This is a genomic window from Tistrella mobilis KA081020-065, from assembly GCF_000264455.2.
Taxonomy (GTDB): Bacteria; Pseudomonadota; Alphaproteobacteria; order Tistrellales; family Tistrellaceae; genus Tistrella; species Tistrella mobilis.
The window spans coordinates 123,153-144,353 of record NC_017957.2 but is presented as its reverse complement, the minus strand read 5'-3'; the positions used below and the strand labels follow the sequence as shown (position 1 = coordinate 144,353).

Sequence of the window (21,201 nt, the reverse complement as noted above, 5' to 3'; positions counted from 1 at the left end):
TTATATGTACCAGCCATACTTCATAGGCATGGGATGACATGGAACTGCGTCACCTCCGCTATTTCGTGGCCGTGGCCGAAGAGGGCAGCCTGACGGTGGCCGCCGAACGGCGCCTGCACACCGCCCAGCCGTCCTTGAGTCGCCAGTTGCGGGATCTGGAGCAGGAGGTCGGCGCCACGCTCTTCATCCGCAGCGCCCGCGGCGTGGAGCTGACCCCCGCCGGACAGGCCTTTCTTGAGCATGCCCGGCGGGCCCTGCAATCGGCGGCGGATGCGGTGGCGGCGGCACGGCGCGCGGCACGCCCGCCCAAGCCCGGTTTCGCGGTCGGCTTCCTGACCGGGCAGGAGGTGGAGTGGCTGTCCCATGTCAGCCATCTGCTGCGCGGGCAGCTGAAGGACATCGATTTCCGGGTGATGAGCGACTTCTCGCCCGAGATCGGGGCCGCCATCCAGCGCGGCGAGATCGATCTCGGCGTCTGCCGGGTGGAGCCGCAGCCCGACGTCACCTACAAGGTCATCGCGCACGAGCCGATCCTGGTGATCCTGCCGCGCGACCATCCGCTGGCGGCCCGGCCGGCGATCGATGTCCGCGACATCGACCCGGCCTCGTTCATCGGCTATACCGGCACGCCCCATGTACTGCGCGACATCGTGACCCGCTATCTGCGTGATCGCGGGGTGGTGGTCCGGCCCAGGCATCTGCTGGACGGCATCGCCACCGGCATTTCGCTGGTGGCCTCCACCGGCGGCGTCACCCTGCTGCCGGCCTATGTGGAGCCCCTGCTGCCGCGATCGCTGGTCAGCCGGCCGCTTGCCGGCAACCCGCCGGTGATCGGGATCGCGGCCGGCTATCGGGCGGACAATCCCTCGCCGGTGCTGCACACCTTCCTTGAGAACATCGACCAGCTGATCGCCGCACGGGCCGCCCCCGGCGGCCGGCCCGGCCAGCCGGGTTGACGCTTGTATCCGCCATCCTCTGGTTTTGTAGTCCGCCGGCTGGCCGGTCGCCATGGCCATCCGGGGCGATCGCGGACCTGCACCGCCGCGCCCGCGAACCTCAAGCTCCCGTAAAAAACCCGGGAGGTTCGCGGGAAAAATATTATCAGGATTTCAATGGATTAAATTACACAATATATGCATGTTCATTCCCGGGTATGACGTCCAGACGAGGTTCGCGCGGATCGCCTTTTTCCGGAGCCGGATTCAGGATATTAAGAGGGGGTGGGGGTCGCACCCTTGCGGGTGCGTGGATTGAAACCGTCGCCGCGGTCGGCGTGCGGGTGGGCGCGACTGGGTCGCACCCTTGCGGGTGCGTGGATTGAAACGCGCTGTGCCTCGGTCATCGGCCCCCTGAAGCCGGGGTCGCACCCTTGCGGGTGCGTGGATTGAAACCCCCACGGCTCCGGCGCCAACCGGATCAAGATTTGTCGCCCCCTTTCGGGGCCGCGACCTGTTGCGGCGGATCGAGGCCGCCGGGTTCGGGATCCCGGCGATGGGACACCGTGCCGGCCGCTGGTGTGGCCGCCCCCGGCCGCCCGCCCGCCGGCCATGATCTTCAGCCGCGAGATCATCTCCCGTTGCGCGAATCATTTTGACAAAATAATCTCACAGGACGATATCCCGCCCCTCCGGAGGATCGGTCTTGGCGCCGCCGCATGTCCTGCTGAATGCTTTCGAGATGAATGCGGTCGGCCATCTGGCCCATGGGGTGTGGAGCCATCCCGAAGATCGGGCGACCGGCTATCGGCGCATCGGCTATTGGATGGAGCTGGCGCGGATCCTGGAGCGGGGGCTGTTCGACGGGCTGTTTCTGGCCGATGTCACCGGGGTTTACGACGTTCATGGCGGCGGGGCGGCCACCGCGATCGAACGGGCGGTACAGCTGCCGGTGAATGATCCGGCGGTGCTGGTGCCGGCCATGGCTGCCGTCACCCGGCATCTGGGCTTCGGCATCACCGCCGACGTCTCGGCCGAGCCGCCGCATCTGTTCGCGCGGCGGATGTCGACGCTGGATCATCTGAGCGACGGGCGGCTGGCCTGGAACATCGTCACCGGCTTTCTGGACAGTGCGGCGCGCGCCACCGGTGCCGCCGGCACGCTGCCGCATGATGACCGCTATGACCGCGCCGATGATTTCATGCAGGTCGCCTACAAGCTGTGGGAGGCGAGCTGGGACGACGATGCGGTGATCCGCGACCGCGCCGCCCGGCGCTATGCCGACCCGGCGAAGGTGCGGGCGGTGCGCCATGACGGCCCCTATTTCCGCCTGGACGCCATCCATCTGGCCGAGCCCTCGCCCCAGCGCACGCCGGTGCTGTTCCAGGCCGGGGCTTCGGCGCGCGGGCTGGATTTCGCCGCCGCCCATGCCGAATGCATCTTCATCCCCGCCGATGGCGGCCCCGGCACCCGCGCCATCGTGCAGCGGATCGAAGACCGGCTGGCGGCCGCCGGGCGCGACCGGTCCGCGGTGAAGATCTTCGGGTCGCTGCAGACGGTGATCGGCCGCAGGCGGGCCGAGGCGGTTGAGAAATATCACGATTATGCCGCCCATGCCGTGCCCGAGGCGGCGCTGGCCCAGCTGTCGGCGGCGACCGGCATCGATTTCGGCAGCCTGGACCCGGATGCGCCGATCCCCATCCCGCCCGGCGGCGGCAATGCCATCCGCTCCATCCTGGCCGGGCTTGGCAGCGCGGGAGAGGGGCCGCCGACCGTGCGCCGGCTGCTGGCCGGCCTGGCGCTGGGCGGCCGGTTCCGGCCGCTGATCGGATCGGCTGGCGAGGTTGCCGAAGAGATCGGCCGGCGGGTGGCGGAGAGCGGCATCGACGGTTTCAATCTGGTCCGCACCGTGGCGCCGGGCAGTTTCATCGATGCAGCCGACCTGCTGGTGCCGGAATTGCAGGCCCGCCGGCTCTATAAGACCGGCTATGCCGAGGGCACGCTGCGCGAGAAGCTGTTCGGCCGGGGGCCGCGGCTGGGGGCCGGGCATCCGGCGGCGGCCGTGCGTACCGGGCAGGGTAGGGCCGGGCAGGGCGGGGCCGGGCAAGGTAGGGCCGGGCAGGGGAGGGGCGAATGACGGGGCCGCGTGACCGGATGGCATGGGAAGCGCTTGCAGACGAGGTGGCGGCGGAGCTGGCGCGGGACGTGGCCGAGCGCCATCGGGCGCGAACCCCGCCGCTGGCGCAGATCGCGCTGCTGAAGCGGAGCGGGCTCGCCACCATGGTGCTGCCGGAAGAGTTCGGCGGCGGCGGCGCGCCCTGGCCGGTGGTGGTGGCGGTGGCGCGGGAGCTGGCCGCCGTCGACGGGTCGATCGGCACGCTGTTCGGCTATCATTCGATGAACCTGATCCACCAGGATATCGGCGCCGGCCCGCGCCGGGCGGCACGGCTGGCCGAAATCGGCCGCGACCGGCTGTGGGCGGCGGGGGTCGCCAATCCGCGCGACGACGATGTCCGCATCACGCCGGCCGCCGATGGCGGCTTCCGGGTCAATGGCCGCAAGAGCTTCTGCACCGGGGCCGCCTTTGCCGAGCGGCTGTCGGTCTGGGGCCGGCGCACCGATACCGGCGAGACCGTCACCGCCTGGCTGCGCGCCGATGCACCGGGGTTGAGCTGCGATCGGGATTGGGATGCGCTGGGCCTGGCCGGGGCCGACAGCAGCGGTTTCACCATGGAAGACGTCCCGGTCACGGCGGCAGAGGTGCTGCCCGACCGGCGCGAGGGCGACCGCGACTTCGCCGCGGCGGTGCGGGTGCCGGTCAACCAGCTGATGTTCGCCAATCTGTATCTGGGCTTTGGCCTTGGCGCCTTCCGGGCCGGACGCGACTATGTGCGGCAGAGCACCCGGGCATGGCCGGCATCGGGCAGGGAGCGCGCGGCCGACGACCCGCTGGTGATCAGCCAGTTCGGCGAGATCTGGACCGGGCTGCAGGCGGCGCTGGCGCTGGCGGACCGTGCTGCGGAAAAGGTCGAGCGGCTGCTGGCGGCGCGCCCTGTGCTCGATATCCAACTTCGGGGTGATGCGGCCATTGACGTCGCAACCTTAAAAGTATTTTCTGCCCGCCTGAGCCTTGACGTGGCGACGAAGATCTACGACGCCATGGGGGCCCGTGCGACCCATAACCGCCATGCTTTCGACCGGTTCTGGCGGGATGCCCGGACCCACACCTTGCACGACCCGCTGGTGTACAAGGTGCTGGAGGTCGGCGATTACGCCCTGAACGGGCGCTATCCGCCGCCCGACGGCTATAGCTGACGACGACGGAAGACGACCCGAGATACCCGACACAAGGGAGGCCCGATAAGATGGATCGGCGTGATTTTCTGAAGACCGGCGGTCTGGCCGGGCTGTTCCTGTCGGTGGGCGGCGTGTCGCTGCCGATCGGCCGGGCCTTCGCGCGCGAGGGCGACGACATCACCCTGCGCGTGCTGGCCGAGGACGGGCCGAATTCGCGCGATCCCCATGGCGACGGCGTCAACCGCGCGGCGCTGGGCACCTTCACCAACATCTACGACCGGCTGGTGAATTTCGACCGGATCGAGGTGGCGCCCGGGCTCTATCGCTATGACTATCTGAAGTTCAAGGGCGAGCTGGCCGAAAGCTGGGAGGTGCTGGAAGACGGCCGGGTGCTGGTCTTCCATCTGCGGCCCGATGCCACCTTCCACGACGGCCGGCCGGTGACGGCCGAGGATGTCCGCTGGTCGCTGGAACGCGGCATCAACCTGCCGGCCTCCAAGCGCCAGCTCTCCACCGGCTCGATCACCTCGGCCGATCAGTTCGAGGTGGTGGATGCCCATACCTTCCGGATGCGGTTCGAAAAGGCCGACCGCTACACCATGCCCAATCTGGCGCTGACCTTCGCCTCGGTGATCAATGCCGAGGCGGTCAAGGCCAATGCCACCGCCGAAGATCCCTGGGGCAAGGAATGGCTGCGCAACAATGCCGCCGGCGGCGGCGCCTATAAGGTCGCCAACTGGACCGCCGGCCAGCAGGTGATCTATGACCGCTTCGACGACTGGAAGAGCGGCGATCTGCCCCGCATTCGCCGCGCCGTGGTGCAGGTGGTGCCGGCCGCACCGGCCCGCGTCGCCGCGGTGACCAAGGGTGATGCCGATGTGGCGCTGCAGCTGCCGCCCAAGGATGTGGCGGCGATCGATGCCGACCCCAAGGTCGACCTGATTTCGCTGCCGGTGACCAACAGCTTCCGCTTCGTCGCCTTCAACACGCAGACCGCCCCCTTCGACGATGTCCGGGTGCGCCAGGCGATCGCCTTCGCGCTGCCCTATGACGCCATGTTCCAGGGCTCGATCTTCGGCCGCGGCACGCCGCTTTACGGCGCGGCTTCGGACCAGCCCGAAACCTCGTCCTTCCCGCAGCCCTATCCTTACGCCACCGATCTGGACCGCGCCCGCGCCCTTCTGGCCGAGGCGGGACATGAAGGCGGCTTCGAGACCAGCTTCTCGTACAATGTCGCCGATGCGATCACCGCCGACCCCATCGCGCTGCTGGTGCAGGAACAGCTGGGCCGGATCGGCATCAAGGTGGTGATCGAAAAGGTGCCGGCGGCGCAGTGGGGCACGCTTCTGACCGAAAAGAAGGTGCCGTTCTACGTCGAGGGCTCGTCGGCCTGGTTCAACGATCCGGACTATTTCTTCCGGATCTTCTTCCAGGGCGACTGGCGCTGGAATTTCGGCGCCTTCAAGAACGAGGAACTGGGCGCCCTGGTCGAAAAGGCCCGCTGGGAAACCGACAAGGACGCCTATGACGAGCTGATGCGCCAGGCGATCCGCATCGTGTTCCGCGAACTGCCGATCATGCCGCTCTGGCTGCCGTCTTTCGATGCGGCGCTGAAGCCGGGGGTGACCGACTTCACCTATTACATCCACGGCCAGGTCGATTTCCGGCCGCTGGACCGCAAGGCGTAAGGCAGGCTATGGGAAAGAGGTGGATCCGCATCGCGGATCCCCTCTTTTGATCCATCCCGACGGAGTATCGCCTTGCCCGCCATCCTCGGCTTCATCGGCCGGCGCTGCCTTGCCACCCTGCCGGTTCTGGCGGGGGCGGTGGTGTTCACCTTCGTGGTGATGCGCCTGCTGCCGGCCGATCCGGCCGCCTTCCTCGCTTCCGGCCCCGGCATGGGCCAGGCGGAGATCGAGGCGATCCGGGTGTCGATGGGGCTGGATCGCAGCATTCCCGAACAGCTGGCGATCTATGCGGGCGATGTGCTGCGGGGCGATCTGGGCCGGTCCTACACCACCGGCGAGGCGGTGGTCGACGACCTGGCCGCCCGGCTGCCGGCGTCGCTGGAGCTGACCGTCACCGCCTTTCTGCTCGCCATCCTGGTGGCGCTGCCACTGGGCGTTCTGGCGGCGACCCGGCCGGGATCGGTCATCGACCATCTCTGCCGGGCGATCGCCGCCGCCGGCACTTCTCTGCCCACGTTCGTGGTCGGGCTGCTGCTGATCCATGTGTTCTATTCCGAACTCGGCTGGGCGCCGGAGCCGGTCGGTCGGATGGATGTGATGCTGATCCCGCCGCCGGTGGTGACCGGATCGCTGGTCATCGATGCGCTGCTGGCGGGCGACATGGAGGTTCTGGGATCGGTGCTGGGGCGCATGGTGCTGCCCTGCCTGACGATGACCGCGTTTGCGGTGGCGCCGCTGGCCCGCATCACCCGCGGTGCCATGATCCAGGTGCTCTCGGCCGATTTCGTCACCGCCGCCCGCGCCGCCGGCCTGCCTGGGCGCATGGTGCTGACCCGCGCGCTGCGCAATGCCGCGGTGCCGGTGGTCACCACCCTCGGCATGGTGTTCTCGTACATGCTGGGCGCCAATGTGCTGGTCGAAAAGGTCTTCGCCTGGCCGGGCATCGGCTCCTATGCGCTGGATGCGCTGATGAATGCCGATTACGCCCCGGTGCAGGGCTTCGTGCTGCTGGTGGCCATCGCCTTCACCCTGGTCAACCTGGCGATCGATCTGCTCTACGGGCTGATCGATCCCCGGGTGGGGCGGATCGGATGACCGCGGAACGCCATCTGGGCGGCCCGCCGCCCGCTGGCGGGACGGGCGGTGTTGCGGGCGGCCTCACCAGGCTCGTCCGGCTGATGCGCGCCAATCCGCCGGGCTTTCTGGCGCTGGGGGTGGTGGTGCTGCTGCTGGCCGCCGCCATCGCCGGCCCGGCGCTGGTGCCTTATGATCCGCTCGCCACCGACGTCACCCGCGGGCTGGAGCCGCCCTCGGCCGATCATTGGTTCGGCACCGACCAGCTGGGCCGCGACATCTTCAGCCGGGTGATCGCCGCTACCCGGCTCGATCTGGCGATCGCCTTTTCGGCCGTTGCCATGTCCGGTATCGCCGGCACGCTGACCGGCGCCGTTTCGGGGCTGCGCGGCGGCCGGCTCGATCGCTGGATCGGGCGGCTGGTCGATGTCGCCATGGCCTTCCCGCTGTTCGTGGTCGCCATGGCGCTGGTCGCGGCGCTGGGCAATACGGTCGCCAACATCGTCTGGGCGACCGCGATCATCAACCTGCCCTTCTATATCCGCTTCGCCCGCGCCGGCATCGCCGGGCTCAAGGATGCCGCCTGGGTGCAGGCGGCGCGGCTGGGCGGCCATGGCGAGGCAAGGCTGCTGGTCGAGGTGCTGCTGCCGGCCCTGCTGCCGGTGCTGGCGATCCAGGTGTCGCTCAATCTGGGCTGGGCGATCCTGAACGCCGCGGGCCTCTCCTTCATCGGCCTGGGCGTGCGGCCGCCGGCGCCGGAATGGGGCATTCTGGCGGCCGAGGGCGCCCAGTTCATCATGACCGGGCAATGGTGGGTCGCGACCTTCCCCGGCCTGGCGCTGATGCTCGCGGTCTTCGCCTTCAACCTGGCGGGCGATGCGCTGCGCGACCTGCTCGACCCGAGGCGCCGATGACCGCGCCGCTGCTGCGGGTCGACGGCCTGAAGGTCGGCTTCAAGGGCGCCGCCCCGGCGCTCGACGGCATCTCCTTCGATCTGGGCGCGGGGGAGACGCTGGCGCTGGTGGGCGAAAGCGGCTCGGGCAAATCGGTGACGGCGCTGTCGATCCTGGGCCTGCTGCCGCCCGCCGCCACGATCCTGGGTGGCCGGGTCCTGTTCGACGATGTCGACCTGCTGGCGGGCGGCGAGGCGGCCGTGGCGCCGCTGCGCGGCCGGGCGATCTCGATGGTGTTCCAGAACCCGCGCCGGGCGCTGGATCCGCTGCGCCGGGTGGGCGATGCCATCGGCGATGTGGTCGGCGTTCATGCCGGCCGCCGGCTGACGCGCGCCGCCCGTGCCGCCCGGGTGCAGGATCTGCTGACCGCGGTCGGCATCCCCGATCCGCTGCGCCGGGCGCGGGCCTTCCCGCACGAGCTTTCGGGCGGCATGTGCCAGCGGGTGATGATCGCGATTGCCCTTGCCGGCAACCCGCGGCTGCTGATCGCCGACGAGCCGACCACCGGGCTCGACGTCACCACCCAGGCGGTGATCCTGGACCTGATCGGCGATCTGGCGGACGCGCGCGGCATGGCCACGATCCTGATCACCCATGATCTGGCGGTGGCGGCGGAACGCGCCCATCGCATCCTGGTGATGCGCCGCGGCCGGGTGGTGGAACAGGCCCCGACCGCGCAGCTGTTCCAGGCCCCGGCCGACCCCTACACAAAGGCGCTGATCCGCGCGACCCCGGGGCCCGACAGCCGGATCGGGGATCTGGTGCGATGACGGCGCTGCTGGATCTTCAGGGCCTGCACCGCCGCTTCCGCGTGCCGGAAGCGGCCGGCCGGCCGGCGGGCTGGCTGCATGCGGTGGAGGATGTCTCCCTCACGCTCGGCCGCGGCGAGGCGCTGGGGCTGGTGGGGGAAAGCGGCTGTGGCAAGTCGACGCTCGCCGGGCTGGTCGCCCGGCTGGCCGATCCCGATCAGGGCCGCATCCTGTTCGACGGCGAGGATCTGGCCCGGCTGCCGGCGCGGCGCGCGGCCCATGCCCCCTGGCGGCGGCGGATCCAGATGGTGTTTCAGGACCCGGGCGAAAGCCTGGACCCGCGGCTGACCGCGATCCAGGCCGTGATGCGGCCGCTCCGCCGGCTGAACGGGTTGAAAGGGGCCGCGGCCGAAACCGCGGCACGCCGGGCGCTGGACCGGGTGCATCTGCCGCGCAGCCTGCACGACCGGCTGCCGCATCAGCTGTCGGGCGGGCAGCTCGCCCGGGTCGGCATCGCCCGGGCGATCGCGCCCGGCCCCGATCTGCTGATCCTGGACGAGCCGACCTCGGCGCTCGACGTCTCGATCCAGGCGGTGATCCTGACCCTGCTGCACGATCTGCGCGCCGAACTGGGCCTCGCCTGCCTGTTCGTCAGCCACGACCTGAATGTGGTGCGGCTGGTCACCGACCGGGTGGCGGTGATGTATCTGGGCCGGTTGATCGAAACCGGGCCGACGGCCCGGGTGTTCGATGCCCCGGCCCACCCCTATACCGCCGGGCTGATCGCCGCCATCCCGCGGATCCCGGCACCCGGCGCACCCCCGCCCCCGCGCCGCCGGCTGGCGGGGGAGCCGGCAAGCCCGATCGACCCCGACCCGCAGCGCTGCCGCTTCGAAGGCCGCTGCCCCCGCGCCGCCGCCATCTGCCGGGAACGGATGCCGCAGCTGGCGGGGCAGGGTGCGCGCCAGGTCGCCTGTCATTTACCGCTGGCCGATCCCGTGTGACCATCAGCGTCACGAGCAGCCTAAGCTGCCATCGGGACGAATGCGAGAGGGAGGGCACAGGCATGCAGACCCCCGGCGGGATGCTGGAGATCAGGCCGATGCGGCCGGACGAAATCGGTCTGGCGCTGGACTGGGCGGCGGCCGAGGGCTGGAATCCCGGCCTGCACGATGCCGCCGCCTTCGCGGCCGAAGACCCCGAAGGCTTCCTGATCGGCCATCTGGACGGCGCCCCGGTCGCCGTCATCTCCGGCGTGCGCTATGGCGCGGATTTCGCCTTCCTCGGCTTCTACATCGTCCGCCCAGACATGCGCGGCCGCGGCCATGGGCTGGCCATCTGGCAGGCGCTGATGGCCCGGCTTCAGGGCCGGCTGGTCGGGCTGGACGGGGTGGTGGCGCAGCAGGAGAATTACCGCCGCTCGGGCTTCGTGCTCGCCCATCGCAATATCCGCCATGAAGGCCGGGCGACGGTGGCGGGGCCGGTGCATCCGGCGATCGTCACCCCCGGCGCGGCCGAGCGCGCGGCCCTGCCGGCCTGGGACCGCCGCTTCTTCGCCGCCCCGCGTGCGGGGTTCCTCTCGGCCTGGATCAACCAGCCCGGCACGGTGCTGCGCAGCTATGTGGAAGACGGCCGCCTGCAGGGCTATGGCGTCATCCGCCCCTGCCGCACCGGCTTCAAGATCGGCCCGCTCTTCGCCGAGCGACCGGCCGTGGCCGAGGCGCTGTTCCAGGCGCTGACCGCGGCCGTGCCGGCCGGGGCGCCGGTCTTCCTGGACACGCCCGCGGTCACGCCCGAAGCACTGGCGCTGGCCAGCCGTCACGGCATGACCCCGGTCTTCGAAACCGCGCGCATGTATACCGGCCCGGCCCCCGACATCGCGATCGACCGCACCTACGGCATCACCAGTTTCGAGCTGGGCTGAGGGCGGGCCGAGGGGCGGGGCGGATCGTCGCAGGGCTATAATATATATTTCATATCCATCTTCATGGCGGGATACTCCGGATCACGAGATGTTCAGCCGGAGGATGATCCGATGTCCCTCACCGATCACGCACCCGCCATCGCCTTCCGCGGCCGCACCGTCGGCGAGATTGCCGCCACTTTGCCGGGTGCCACCGCGGTGTTCCGCCGCCATCGGCTGGATTTCTGCTGTGGCGGCGATGTGCCGCTGGCGGAAGCCGCCGCACGGCGCGGGGCGCCGCTGGACGAGATCGAGGCGGCACTGGACGAAATCGAAGCCGGGCTGGCCGGGCTGGAGCCCGACGAGGTGCCGGCCGCGGCGATCGAAACCGGCGCGCTGATCGACCATATCCTGGTCTGCTATCACGAGGCCCACCGCCGCGACCTGCCCGAGCTGATCCTGCTGTCACAGAAGGTGGAGCGGGTGCATGCCGGCAACCCCGCCCTGCCGGTCGGCCTGGCCGATCTGCTGCGGGAAACCGCCGGGCTGCTGGAGATGCATATGAAGAAGGAGGAGCTGATCCTCTTCCCCGCCATGCGCCGCTCCGCCTCGGCCATGGTTGCACAGCCGGTGCGTGTCATGCGCGAGGAACACGACGATCACGGCGAGCAGATCCGCCGGCTGGAGGCGATGACCGGCGGCTTCACGCCCCCGCCCGGCGCCTGCCGTTCCTGGACCGCGCTCTATCTGGGCCTCGGCCATTTCGTCGCCGAGCTGATGGATCACATCCATCTGGAAAACAACGTCCTGTTCCCGCGTTTCGACGCCGAGGGATGACGCCGCCCGCGCTTGCCCGGCACACTTGCGACTGATTTGCAACCGCACTAGACTGCCCGGATGTGTGCAGCACTGCATCAGCCGGGGAGCAATGCCATGGCCGGCAGCGGTTTCGTCCCGCGAATGGACAGCCGGATCGAGGGGATCCGGGTGATCGGCGATCTGCGCTGCCGCAGCTGGTCGGGCATCGTCGCCGATGTCTGGGAGGTGGACTGCCTGCCGGATGCCTGCGGCACCTATGTGGGCGAACACCCCCGTCTGTTCGTGGCGCTGGAGCGGACCGGCCCGGGCGATTTCCTGGTCGGCCCGCGGCCGGGCCTGCCCGCCACCCGCCCGCGGCTGGCCGGACGGCTGATGAACTATGTGCCGGCCGGCATGCGGCTCTGGGGCCGGGGTGTGGGCGCGCACCGCCTGCGCCATCTGGATCTGCATTTCGACGTGGCGACGCTGGAAGATCGCATGGGCGAGGCGGTGGATCCGGAGGCGCTGGCGCGGCCGCGGCTGGGCTTCACCGATGACCGGCTGCTGGCCCTGGCCCGGCTGATCGCGACCGAGGTGGAGCGCCCCGATCCGTTGAACGCGCTCTATGGCGACGGGCTGGCGGCGGCGCTGTTCATCGACCTGATGGCGCAGCAGCGCCGGGCGGCCCGGCCGCGCAGCCAGCTGACCCCCCGCCAGCTGCGCCGGGTGACCGATTTCATCGAGGCCAATTGCCTGCGCGCCATCCGCCTGCAGGAACTGGCCGATCTGCTGGGGCTGTCGCAATCCTATCTGGGCCAGGCCTTCAAGGCCGCCACCGGCATGGCGCCGCATCACTGGCAGATGCAGGCCCGCATCCGCCGCGCACAGGATCTGCTGCAGGCGGGGGCGGTGTCGCTGGCCGAGGTGGCGGCCCGCACCGGCTTTTCCGATCAGGCCCATTTCACCCGTGTCTTCAAGCAGGTGGCCGGTACCACCCCCGCCGCCTGGCGGCGCGATCTCGTCTCGTGACGACCTTTATGCCCTGCCGCTGCCATTCGTCGCGAAAACGTTCAAACCCGTCCCGATCCGGTCAAGCCCGGCCCTGACTGCGAGTGATATACACTCGCAACTGATCACGCCGGCAGGCCAGGGCGACAGGATCAAAGGGCGACAGGATCAAGGCATGGGCACCGACCGCATCTCTCCGACCCGCTTGGGGCGCATCCCGTTCGACGGGCGCATCCCGTTCAATCGCAGCCTGAAGGGCAGCGTCGCTCTGCTGGCCCTGCTGGCGGGCATGCCGCTGGCGGCCAGAGCCGACGAGGCCGTGGTTCTGCCGCAGTTGCAGGTGGAAGACGACATCCAGACCGCCAACGGTCCGATCGACGGCTATGTGCCGCGCCGCAGCGCCACCGGCTCCAAGACCGATGCCGCGATCACCGAGATCCCGCAATCGGTCTCGGTGGTCGGCCGCCGCCAGCTCGACGATCTGCCGGGCAACAAGGTCGACGAGGTGCTGGGCTATACCGCCGGCGTGAAGGCCGGGCAGTTCGGCACCGACAGCGATACCGACTGGCTGATGATCCGCGGCTTCGATGCCGGACAGACCGGCGTATTCATGAACGGGCTCGGCCTCTACCAGTACGGTTTCGGCGGCTATTCGATCGACACCTTCCTGCTGGAACGGATCGACGTGCTGAAGGGGGCGAGTTCGGCGCTCTATGGTGGCGCCAATGTCGGCGGGCTGATCAATCTGGTCAGCAAGCGCCCGACGGGGGAGCGGCTGCGCCATGTCGAGACCGGCATCAACAACTGGGGCAATGCCTATCTGGGCTTCGACATCGGCGATGCACTGGATGCGAACAGCTCCTACCGCCTGACCGGCAAGGTCTCGGGCGGCCATTGGGAGACTGACAAGTCCGAGGATTTCCGCGGCGTCATCGCCCCCTCCTATACCTGGAAGGGCGACAGCACCCGGGTCACCCTGCTCGGCATGTATCAGGATCAGGATCTGACCCATACCGGCGGGTTCTGGCCCTATGTCGGCTCGGTGGTGCCGGCGGCCTTCGGGCGGATCCCGCGCGATTTCTATTACGGGGAAGAGGATGTCGACCTCTACCGCCGCCAGCAGGCGATGATCGGCTGGGAGGTGGAGCATGATGCGTCGGACAGCGTGACCCTGCGCCAGAATTTCCGCTACAGCCGGGTCCATACCCGCGAGCGCGGCCCCTATCCTTACGGCTGGCGTGTACCCGGCGCCCCCTATGAGGGCGGTGGCACCGAGCCGACGGCCCCCGGCAACGAACTGTTCCGCATCGGCTTCGAGCACGAGACCACGGTGAATTCGGTCGCCGCCGACAACCAGGCCGAATGGCGGGTCACCACCGGATCGGTCGACCACAAGATCCTGGGTGGCATCGACTATCGCTATTACATGATCGACCATGTCCAGAAGTCGGGCGGGGGCACGCCGATCAGCGTCACCGACCCGGTCTATGGCGCGCCTCAGGGGGCCGCCTTCACCTATCTGGACCAGGAGCTGAGCATGCACCAGCTCGGCGCCTATCTGCAGGACCAGATGCGCATCGACGGCAACTGGATCCTGACCCTGACCGGCCGCTATGACCGGGTCTGGACGAAATCCGATGACGCCTATGTCAGCCCCTGGACACCCAATGCCTATAATTATCGGGGGGAGGAAGGCGCGTTCAGCGGTCGTGCGGGTCTCGGCTATGAATTCGAGAACGGCGTCACGCCCTATGTCAGCGTCGCGACCGTGTTCAACCCGCAGATCGGCGCCGACCGGCTGGGCACGCCCTTCGAGCCCGAAAAGGGGCTGCAATACGAGGCGGGCGTGAAATACATGGCCAACGAATTCGACGGGTTGTTCACCGCCTCGGTCTTCGAACTGACCAAGGAAAACGCCCTGGTCCCCGATCCGGTCAACATCAATTACAAGGTCCAGCGCGGCGAAGTCCGCTCGCGCGGCATCGAGCTGGAGGCGCGGACGAAACTCGGCGGCGGCTTCAGCCTGCTGGGCCAGGCGACCTTCCAGGATGTCGAGATCACGGAAGACAGCAACACGGCGCTGATCGGCAAGACGCCGGTGCTGGTGGCCGATACCAGCGCCTCGCTCTGGCTCGACCACGCCTTTCAGGCCACCGTGCTCGACGGGCTGAGCGCGGGCGCCGGCATCCGCTATACCGGCGAGAGCTGGGCCAACGAGACCAACACGCTCAAGGTGCCGGATTCAACGGTGCTCGACGCCGCGATCCGCTATCGCCGGGCAGGCTGGGGCGTGTCGGTCGATGTGGTCAACCTGCTGGACAAGGAGTATGTCAGCGGCTGCGGCAGTGTCTATCAATGCGGCTATGGTGCTGGCCGCACAGCAACCCTCACCCTGTCGCTCGACTGGTGACGGAGACCAGATGACCGATCAGCCCCACCACCCCCCGGCGCTTTATGACCTCGACGGCGTGACCATCGCCGTCGACGGCCGCGCGATCATCGACGGGCTGAGTGTCGGCCTGGCGGCGGGCAAGGTCTATGCGCTGGTGGGGCCGAACGGGTCGGGCAAGAGCACGCTGATCCGGGCGTTGGCCGGGCAGCAGGCGGTGGCGGCCGGGCAGATCCGGCTGCAGGGCCGGCCGGTCGGGGACCATGACGCGCGCCGTTTCGCCCGGCTGGTCGCCTATATGCCGCAATTCACCCCCGCCGCCGAGGGCATGACCGTGGCGGAGCTGGTGGCATTGGGCCGCTTCGCCTGGCACGGCGCGCTCGGTCGGTTCAGTGCCCGGGATGGCGAGAAAGTGGCGGCGGCGCTGCGGGTGACCGGGGTCGAGCGTTTCCGCGACCGCATGGTCGATGCGCTGTCGGGTGGCGAGCGTCAGCGGGTCTGGCTGGCGATGATGCTGGCCCAGGACACCGCGGCCCTGCTGCTCGACGAGCCGACCTCGGCGCTCGACATCGCGCATCAGGCCGGCATGCTGGGGCTGATCCGCGACCAGGCCCGCGCCCGCGGCCAGACCGTGGTGATGGTGCTGCACGATGTGAACATGGCGGCGCGTTTCGCCGACGAGATCCTGGCGCTGGCGGCGGGCCGCATCGCCGCCCGCGGCCGGCCGGCGGAGATCCTGACGCCCGATGTGCTGGGCCGGATCTATGGCCTGCCCATGGGCACTTTCCCGCATCCCGATACCGGGGCACCGGTCGCCTATGTCCGCTGATCTCTCCCGTCGCAAGCTGATGGTCGCGGCCGCTGCGGCACTCGCCGTCTGCGCAGGCGGGCGGGTGCGGGCAGCCACGCCCGAACGTCTGGCGGTCATAGACTGGGCGCTGCTCGAAACCGTGCTGGCGCTCGGCATCCTGCCGGTGGCGGCGGCCGAACTCCGCCAGTTCCGCGAAACCGTGGTCGAGCCGCCGGTGCCCCGGGGTGTCGCCGATCTGGGCCTGCGCGGGGCGATCAATTTCGAGCTGCTGCGCCTGGCCGCGCCCGATCTGATCCTGAATTCCGCCTTCCATGCCTGGGCCGACCCCAATCTCGCCCGCATCGCACCGGTCGAGACGATGTCGATCCACCGGCCGGGCGTGGCGCCTTATGGCGCGGCCGCGGCGGCGGCCCGCAGCCTCGGCGCCCGGCTCGGGCGGGGCGATGCGGCCGCGGCCCTGATCGCCGATACCGATGCCGTGATTGCCGCCGCGGGAACGGCAGCGCGGGCAGCTTCTGGCGGCCGGCCGGTCTTTCTGGTCACCCCCGGCGATGCCGCCCATGTCAGCGCCTTCGGGCCGGATTCGCTGCCGGGCGAGGTGGCGGCGCGGATGGGGCTCGCCAATGCCTGGGGGGCGGAGACCCGTTACAGCGGCACCGCCCCGGTCGGCATCGAGGCGCTGGCCGCCCGGCCCGAGGCCTGGATCGCGCTGATCGGGCCGATGCCGCCCGACACGCTGCGCCGGCTGGGGCAGGCGGCGCTCTGGCAGGCCCTGCCGGCGGTGCGCGAGGGCCGCGTGCTGATCATCGACCCGGTCAACCCTTTCGGCGCCCTGCCGACCGCCGCGCGCTTCGCCCGCCTGCTCGCCGCCGCCATGGTGCCCCATGGCTGAGCGGCTTCGCCTGTTCAACCCGGGCGCGCTGGTCTGGTTGGGGGTTGCGGCATTGGCGGCGCTGCTTTCGGCGCTCGCCCTCGGCCGCAGCTTTTCGGCCGATCCGGCGCTGGATGCGATCATCCGCCTGGATGGTGTGGCGCCCCGGATCCTGGTCTCGATCCTGGCTGGGGCGGCGCTCGGCTTTTCGGGTGCCCTGCTGCAACGGGTGCTGCGCAACCCGCTGGCGGAGCCGGCCACCCTCGGCATCGCCTCGGGCGCCCAGCTGGCGCTGGTGCTGGCGACGATCCATGCGCCGCTCTGGCTTGCGACCGGGCGCGAAGCCATCGCCGCGACCGGCGGGCTTGCCGCCGTCGCCCTGGTGCTGGCGCTGACCTGGCGGCGCGGGCTGGAGCCGGTGTCGGTCGTGCTCGCCGGCATGATGGTCACGCTGATCGCAGGCGCCATCGCCGCCGCCGCGATCCTCGCCGATGGCCGCTATATGATGTCGCTGTTCATCTGGGGCGGCGGCTCGCTGGCGCAGCAGAGCTGGGGGCCGGCCATGGGACTGGCGCTCCGGCTCGGCCTCGCGATCATCGCAGGCGCATTGCTCGTCCGCCCGCTCACTTTGTTCGCGCTGGATGACGGCGCCGCGCGCAGCCTGGGGCTGTCGCTCACCCGGGTGCGGCTCGCCGCCGTCGCGGTGGCGGCGGGGCTTGCCGCTTCGGTGGTCTCGGAGGTGGGGGTGATCGGCTTCGTGGGGCTCGCGGCCCCGGCCCTCGCAAGGGCGGCGGGCGCGCGCAGCCCCGCCGGCCAGCTGGTCTGGAGCCCGGTGATCGGCGCGGTGCTGCTCTGGGCGACCGATGGCGCGGTGATGCTGCTCGAAGCCCGGGGCATCGCCGGCCTGCCGACGGGGGCCGCGACCGCGTTGCTCGGCGGGCCGCTGCTGCTCTGGCTGCTGCCCCGGCTCCGGATGATCGAGCGCCCGCCGATGCGCGACCGCACCGCGCGGGATCTGCATCACCCCCGGCCGCGTCTGGCACTGGCCGGGCTCTTTCTGCTCGCCCTGGTGCTGGTCCTCGCCGGCCTGACCCTCGGCCGCGGGCCCCAGGGCCTCCATCTCGCCACCGGCACGCTCTTCGCCGACCTGCTGCCCTGGCGCCTGCCGCGGGTGATGGTGGCGGCCGCGGCCGGCGCCATGCTCGCGGCAGCCGGCACTGTCATGCAGCGGGTCACCGCCAACCCGCTCGCCAGCCCCGATGTGCTGGGGGTGGGGCGGGGGCAGGGCTGGGGCTGGCCCTGGTGCTGCTCGGCCTCGACCTGCCCTCGACCGGTGCCCGGCTTGCCGGCACCGCGGCGGGGTCTGCCGCGGTGCTCGCCTTCATCCTGGCGATCGCCGGCCGCTCGGGTTTCGGTGCCGAACGGCTGCTGCTCGCCGGCCTCGCCACCGCGGCGCTCGCCAATGCGGTGCTGGTGGCGGTGATCGCGACCGGCGGCTTCCGTGCCTTCGAACTTCTGGGCTGGCTGGCCGGCTCCACCGCCGCCATCACCCCCGGCGATGCCTGGATCGCGGCGGGTGCCGCCCTGCTGCTGATCCTGCCCTTAGGGCTGGCCGGCCGGGTTCTGGCCCTGCTGCCGCTCGGCTCCGCGGTCGCACAGGCCGCAGGGCTCAGGGTCGGCCGTGCCCGCGGGATCCTGGTGCTGCTCTCGGCGCTGCTGACCGCGGCCGCCGCCCTCCATGTCGGCCCGCTCGGCTTCGTCGGGCTGATCGCCCCTCATGCCGCCCGGTTGCTCGGTCTCAGGCGGCCGCTGGCCCAGCTGGCCGGTGCCGTCCTGATCGGCATCGCCCTGATGGTCGCCGCCGACTGGCTCGCGCGCATGGCGGCCTTCCCGTACCAATTGCCGGTGGGCCTGTTCGCGTCCATACTCGGCGGCCCGTATCTGGTCTGGCTGCTGGGGCGCGGAAGACACCGCCGGTCCTGAAGACACCGTCTTCGCACGGCCACCTCTTCCCGCGTCACTCCGCCAACCGCAACGTGCCTGGGACCCTCCCCCCGATGCTTCGACAGTTCTTCGCCTATTACGCCCCCTATCGCGGCCTGTTCCTGCTCGATTTCGGCTGCGCGGTCCTGGCCGGCCTGCTGGAGCTGGGCTTCCCGATCGCGGTCAAATTCTACGTCGACGAGCTGCTGCCCGGCGGCGACTGGGGCTGGATCATCGCCGCCGCCGTCGGCCTGCTGATCGTCTATCTGCTCAACACCGGGCTGATGGCGGTGGTCACCTATTGGGGCCATATGCTGGGCGTGAACATCGAGACCGAGATGCGCCGCCGCAGCTTCGACCATCTGCAGAAGCTGTCCTTCCGCTTCTATGACGAGAACAAGACCGGCCATCTGGTCGGCCGGGTCACCAAGGATCTGGAAGAGATCGGCGAGATCGCCCATCACGGGCCGGAAGATCTGTTCATCGCGATCATGACCTTCATCGGCGCCTTCCTGCTGATGATGTGGGTCAATGTCGATCTGGCCCTGCTGACCGCGGCGGTGGTGCCGCCGATCATGTGGGTCGCGACCCATTACGGCAAACGCATGGCCGGCAACTGGGACGCGCTCTATGGCCGGGTCGGGGATTTCAACGTCCGGATCGAAGAGAATGTCGGCGGCATGCGCGTGGTCCAGGCCTTCGCCAACGAGGATCACGAGCGCCGGCTCTTCGCCCGCGACAACGACCGCTACCGGTCGACCAAGCTTGCCGCCTACAAGATCATGGCCGCCAGCATGTCGCTCAACTATATGAGCATCCGGCTGATTCAGCTGGTGGTGCTGATCGCGGGCGCCTATCTGGTGCTGAACGAGCAGCTCTCTTACGGCGGATTCGTCGGCTTCCTGCTGCTGGTCGGCGTGTTCGTGCGGCCGATCGAGAAGATCAATGCGGTGATCGAGCTGTATCCCAAAGGCATCGCCGGCTTCCGTCGCTATCTCGATCTTCTGTCCACCGAGCCCGACATCGCCGACCGGCCGGGCGCCCGGCCGGCGCCGCGGCTGGCGGGCAATATCCGCTTCCGCGAGGTCTCGTTCTCCTATGGCAGCCGGCCGGTGCTCGATCGGGTGAGCTTCGAGATCGGCGCGGGCGAGACGGTGGCGATCGTCGGCCCCTCGGGCGCCGGCAAGACCACGCTCTGTTCGCTGCTGCCGCGCTTCTACGATGTGGACGGCGGCGCGATCACGGTCGACGGCATCGACATCCGCGACATGACGCTGGCCTCGCTGCGCGGCCAGATCGGCATCGTCCAGCAGGACATGTTCCTGTTCGGCGGCACGATCCGCGAGAACATCGCCTATGGCCGGCTGGGCGCGACCGAGCCCGAGATCATCGAGGCCGCCCGCCGCGCCCGGCTGATGGATCTGATCGAGAGCCTGCCCCAGGGGCTGGACACGGTGGTCGGCGAACGTGGCGTGAAACTCTCGGGCGGGCAGAAGCAGCGCATCGCCATCGCGCGCATGTTCCTGAAGGATCCGGCGATCCTGATCCTCGACGAGGCGACCTCGGCGCTCGACACCGAAACCGAGCGCGAGATCCAGAAGGCGCTGGCGGAACTCTCGGTCGGCCGCACCACCCTGGTCATCGCCCACCGCCTTGCCACCATTCGCGGCGCCGACCGCATCCTGGTGGTCGACCGGGGCGGCATCGCCGAACAGGGCGCCCATGACGAACTGCTGGGGGCGGGCGGGCTTTACCGGCGCCTCCACGAGGCCCAGTTTGGAAGTTGAAGCTTCGGAAGTTGAAGGGCGGCGAGCGCCGCCAGCACGCAGGCGACACCCAGGATCTGGGGCAGGCTGACCGCCTCCCCCAGCACCAGGGCGGCGAGGGCCACGGCCGAGACGGGGGCGAGCGCCGTGAAGGGCGCCGCCTCCGCCCCGCTCACCCGGGCGGCGCCCGCGTACCAGAGCACGAAGCCGATCACCGTCGGCACCAGCGCGTACCAGAGAACGCCCAGCAGCGCCGCCGTCTCCGGCGCGGCCGCCCAGGGCCGTTCCAGCACCAGCGCCGGCAGGGCGGCGGCAAAGAAGCCCAGCCCGGTCATCACGGTTGAAAGCGCGAGCGGCGCGATCGGTGTCCGCAGCCGCTTGTTCAGCAGAATGAACACCCCTTCGCAGACCACCGCCCCCAGCACCAGCAGGTTGCCGGCCAGCGACGACGTGCCACCGTCCCCCGCGCCACGCCCATCCGCACCACCACCGGCCACCGCCATCATGCCCGCCGCGGCAAGCGCGATCGCCACCAGCAGCCGCCGCCCGGGCCGTTCGCCCAGCACCAGCACCGCGATCGCCCCGGTGACCACCGGCAGGGTCCCGATCACCACCCCGGCATCGGCGGCGGAGGTCAGGGCCAGCCCCGAAATCAGCAGCGTGGTATAGCCGACACTGCCGGCCCCCGCCTGCACCACCAGCAGCCCCAGATCCCGCCATCCCGGCCGCGGCAGCCGCACCCTTTGCCAGCGCATCAGCAGCAGAAACACCGGAAAGGCGAGCGCAAAGCGCAGCGCCGTGGCGGTGAACGGCCCCATCCCCCCAGGACCGCCGCCCCCGGCAATCGTCTTCGAGGCGATCACCGTGGTCCCGACCAGCACCATGGCGCCGGCCAGACAGGCAAACCCGACCCGGCGCCCGGCCGGGGTGCCATTGGCAGAGGTGGTTTTGGCAGAGGTGGTGGTCATGGGCGGCA

Annotated in this window: 17 protein-coding genes and 1 pseudogene; 17 read left to right on the top strand and 1 reads right to left on the bottom strand. The window is 69.9% G+C overall.

Features of this window, described 5'->3' with window-relative positions; all coding sequences use genetic code 11:
- The first annotated feature begins 38 nt into the window (after nucleotides 1–38).
- From TMO_RS18595 to TMO_RS18520, 17 genes and pseudogenes are all read left to right on the top strand, one after another.
- A complete protein-coding gene (locus tag TMO_RS18595; protein WP_014747214.1) occupies nucleotides 39–956 on the top strand; it encodes a LysR substrate-binding domain-containing protein in 918 nt (305 codons plus the stop codon).
- A 685-nt stretch (nucleotides 957–1,641) separates the two neighbouring features.
- Nucleotides 1,642–3,072 carry an NtaA/DmoA family FMN-dependent monooxygenase gene (locus tag TMO_RS18590; RefSeq protein ID WP_014747213.1) on the top strand — a complete coding sequence of 477 codons (1,431 nt, stop codon included), beginning with the start codon at nucleotides 1,642–1,644 and terminating at the stop codon, nucleotides 3,070–3,072.
- Nucleotides 3,069–4,250 carry an acyl-CoA dehydrogenase family protein gene (locus TMO_RS18585; RefSeq protein ID WP_014747212.1) on the top strand — a complete coding sequence of 394 codons (1,182 nt, stop codon included), beginning with the start codon at nucleotides 3,069–3,071 and terminating at the stop codon, nucleotides 4,248–4,250. Before TMO_RS18590 ends, TMO_RS18585 begins: the two co-directional genes overlap by 4 nt.
- Before the next feature lie 50 nt (nucleotides 4,251–4,300).
- The gene (locus TMO_RS18580; RefSeq protein ID WP_014747211.1) at nucleotides 4,301–5,920 is read left to right on the top strand and encodes an ABC transporter substrate-binding protein; all 1,620 of its coding nucleotides are present in this window, start codon (nucleotides 4,301–4,303) and stop codon (nucleotides 5,918–5,920) included.
- 72 nt (nucleotides 5,921–5,992) lie between these two features.
- Nucleotides 5,993–7,015, top strand: coding sequence for an ABC transporter permease (locus tag TMO_RS18575; RefSeq protein WP_014747210.1), 1,023 nt, complete (start codon nucleotides 5,993–5,995; stop codon nucleotides 7,013–7,015).
- Nucleotides 7,012–7,908 (top strand): ABC transporter permease, encoded by an 897-nt coding sequence (locus TMO_RS18570; RefSeq protein ID WP_014747209.1) that lies wholly within the window; start codon nucleotides 7,012–7,014, stop codon nucleotides 7,906–7,908. Before TMO_RS18575 ends, TMO_RS18570 begins: the two co-directional genes overlap by 4 nt.
- Complete coding sequence (locus tag TMO_RS32330) at nucleotides 7,905–8,717, top strand: ABC transporter ATP-binding protein (protein WP_014747208.1); 813 nt, start codon at nucleotides 7,905–7,907, stop codon at nucleotides 8,715–8,717. Before TMO_RS18570 ends, TMO_RS32330 begins: the two co-directional genes overlap by 4 nt.
- The gene (locus tag TMO_RS32325) at nucleotides 8,714–9,700 is read left to right on the top strand and encodes an ABC transporter ATP-binding protein (RefSeq protein ID WP_014747207.1); all 987 of its coding nucleotides are present in this window, start codon (nucleotides 8,714–8,716) and stop codon (nucleotides 9,698–9,700) included. Before TMO_RS32330 ends, TMO_RS32325 begins: the two co-directional genes overlap by 4 nt.
- Nucleotides 9,701–9,762: 62 nt before the next feature.
- Nucleotides 9,763–10,620: a GNAT family N-acetyltransferase gene (locus TMO_RS18555; protein ID WP_014747206.1), complete on the top strand. Its 858-nt coding sequence runs from the start codon at nucleotides 9,763–9,765 to the stop codon at nucleotides 10,618–10,620.
- Nucleotides 10,621–10,731: 111 nt separating this feature from the next.
- Nucleotides 10,732–11,436, top strand: a complete 705-nt coding sequence (gene ric, locus TMO_RS18550; protein WP_014747205.1) for an iron-sulfur cluster repair di-iron protein — start codon at nucleotides 10,732–10,734, stop codon at nucleotides 11,434–11,436.
- A gap of 96 nt (nucleotides 11,437–11,532) precedes the next feature.
- Nucleotides 11,533–12,426, top strand: coding sequence for a helix-turn-helix domain-containing protein (locus TMO_RS18545; protein WP_014747204.1), 894 nt, complete (start codon nucleotides 11,533–11,535; stop codon nucleotides 12,424–12,426).
- Between the two features lie 154 nt (nucleotides 12,427–12,580).
- Nucleotides 12,581–14,815, top strand: a complete 2,235-nt coding sequence (locus tag TMO_RS18540; protein ID WP_014747203.1) for a TonB-dependent siderophore receptor — start codon at nucleotides 12,581–12,583, stop codon at nucleotides 14,813–14,815.
- A gap of 10 nt (nucleotides 14,816–14,825) precedes the next feature.
- Nucleotides 14,826–15,623: an ABC transporter ATP-binding protein gene (locus TMO_RS18535; RefSeq protein ID WP_014747202.1), complete on the top strand. Its 798-nt coding sequence runs from the start codon at nucleotides 14,826–14,828 to the stop codon at nucleotides 15,621–15,623.
- Nucleotides 15,613–16,497 (top strand): ABC transporter substrate-binding protein, encoded by an 885-nt coding sequence (locus tag TMO_RS18530; RefSeq protein WP_041606871.1) that lies wholly within the window; start codon nucleotides 15,613–15,615, stop codon nucleotides 16,495–16,497. Before TMO_RS18535 ends, TMO_RS18530 begins: the two co-directional genes overlap by 11 nt.
- A pseudogene (locus tag TMO_RS32640) lies at nucleotides 16,490–17,704 on the top strand (iron chelate uptake ABC transporter family permease subunit); the annotation flags it as partial. The gene TMO_RS18530 and the pseudogene TMO_RS32640, both read left to right, overlap by 8 nt.
- Nucleotides 17,705–17,778: 74 nt before the next feature.
- Nucleotides 17,779–18,459: an iron chelate uptake ABC transporter family permease subunit gene (locus TMO_RS32635; protein ID WP_267020519.1), complete on the top strand. Its 681-nt coding sequence runs from the start codon at nucleotides 17,779–17,781 to the stop codon at nucleotides 18,457–18,459.
- A gap of 74 nt (nucleotides 18,460–18,533) precedes the next feature.
- The gene (locus tag TMO_RS18520; RefSeq protein WP_014747198.1) at nucleotides 18,534–20,246 is read left to right on the top strand and encodes an ABC transporter ATP-binding protein; all 1,713 of its coding nucleotides are present in this window, start codon (nucleotides 18,534–18,536) and stop codon (nucleotides 20,244–20,246) included.
- Here TMO_RS18520 and TMO_RS18515 read toward each other — a convergent pair.
- Nucleotides 20,210–21,193: a DMT family transporter gene (locus TMO_RS18515; protein ID WP_014747197.1), complete on the bottom strand. Its 984-nt coding sequence runs from the start codon at nucleotides 21,191–21,193 to the stop codon at nucleotides 20,210–20,212. The genes TMO_RS18520 and TMO_RS18515 overlap by 37 nt on opposite strands.
- Between the last annotated feature and the right edge of the window lie 8 nt (nucleotides 21,194–21,201).

Excerpts from the sequence above, each read along its gene's own strand:
- TMO_RS32325 (WP_014747207.1), top strand. The coding sequence starts at position 8,714 with ATGACGGCGCTGCTGGATCTTCAGGGCCTGCACCGCCGCTTCCGCGTG.
- TMO_RS18535 (WP_014747202.1), top strand. The coding sequence starts at position 14,826 with ATGACCGATCAGCCCCACCACCCCCCGGCGCTTTATGACCTCGACGGC.
- TMO_RS32330 (WP_014747208.1), top strand. The coding sequence starts at position 7,905 with ATGACCGCGCCGCTGCTGCGGGTCGACGGCCTGAAGGTCGGCTTCAAG.
- TMO_RS18540 (WP_014747203.1), top strand. The coding sequence starts at position 12,581 with ATGGGCACCGACCGCATCTCTCCGACCCGCTTGGGGCGCATCCCGTTC.
- TMO_RS18530 (WP_041606871.1), top strand. The coding sequence starts at position 15,613 with ATGTCCGCTGATCTCTCCCGTCGCAAGCTGATGGTCGCGGCCGCTGCG.
- TMO_RS18580 (WP_014747211.1), top strand. The coding sequence starts at position 4,301 with ATGGATCGGCGTGATTTTCTGAAGACCGGCGGTCTGGCCGGGCTGTTC.
- ric (WP_014747205.1), top strand. The coding sequence starts at position 10,732 with ATGTCCCTCACCGATCACGCACCCGCCATCGCCTTCCGCGGCCGCACC.
- TMO_RS18545 (WP_014747204.1), top strand. The coding sequence starts at position 11,533 with ATGGCCGGCAGCGGTTTCGTCCCGCGAATGGACAGCCGGATCGAGGGG.
- TMO_RS18520 (WP_014747198.1), top strand. The coding sequence starts at position 18,534 with ATGCTTCGACAGTTCTTCGCCTATTACGCCCCCTATCGCGGCCTGTTC.
- TMO_RS18595 (WP_014747214.1), top strand. The coding sequence starts at position 39 with ATGGAACTGCGTCACCTCCGCTATTTCGTGGCCGTGGCCGAAGAGGGC.
- TMO_RS18515 (WP_014747197.1), bottom strand. The coding sequence starts at position 21,193 with ATGACCACCACCTCTGCCAAAACCACCTCTGCCAATGGCACCCCGGCC.
- TMO_RS18555 (WP_014747206.1), top strand. The coding sequence starts at position 9,763 with ATGCAGACCCCCGGCGGGATGCTGGAGATCAGGCCGATGCGGCCGGAC.
- TMO_RS18585 (WP_014747212.1), top strand. The coding sequence starts at position 3,069 with ATGACGGGGCCGCGTGACCGGATGGCATGGGAAGCGCTTGCAGACGAG.
- TMO_RS18570 (WP_014747209.1), top strand. The coding sequence starts at position 7,012 with ATGACCGCGGAACGCCATCTGGGCGGCCCGCCGCCCGCTGGCGGGACG.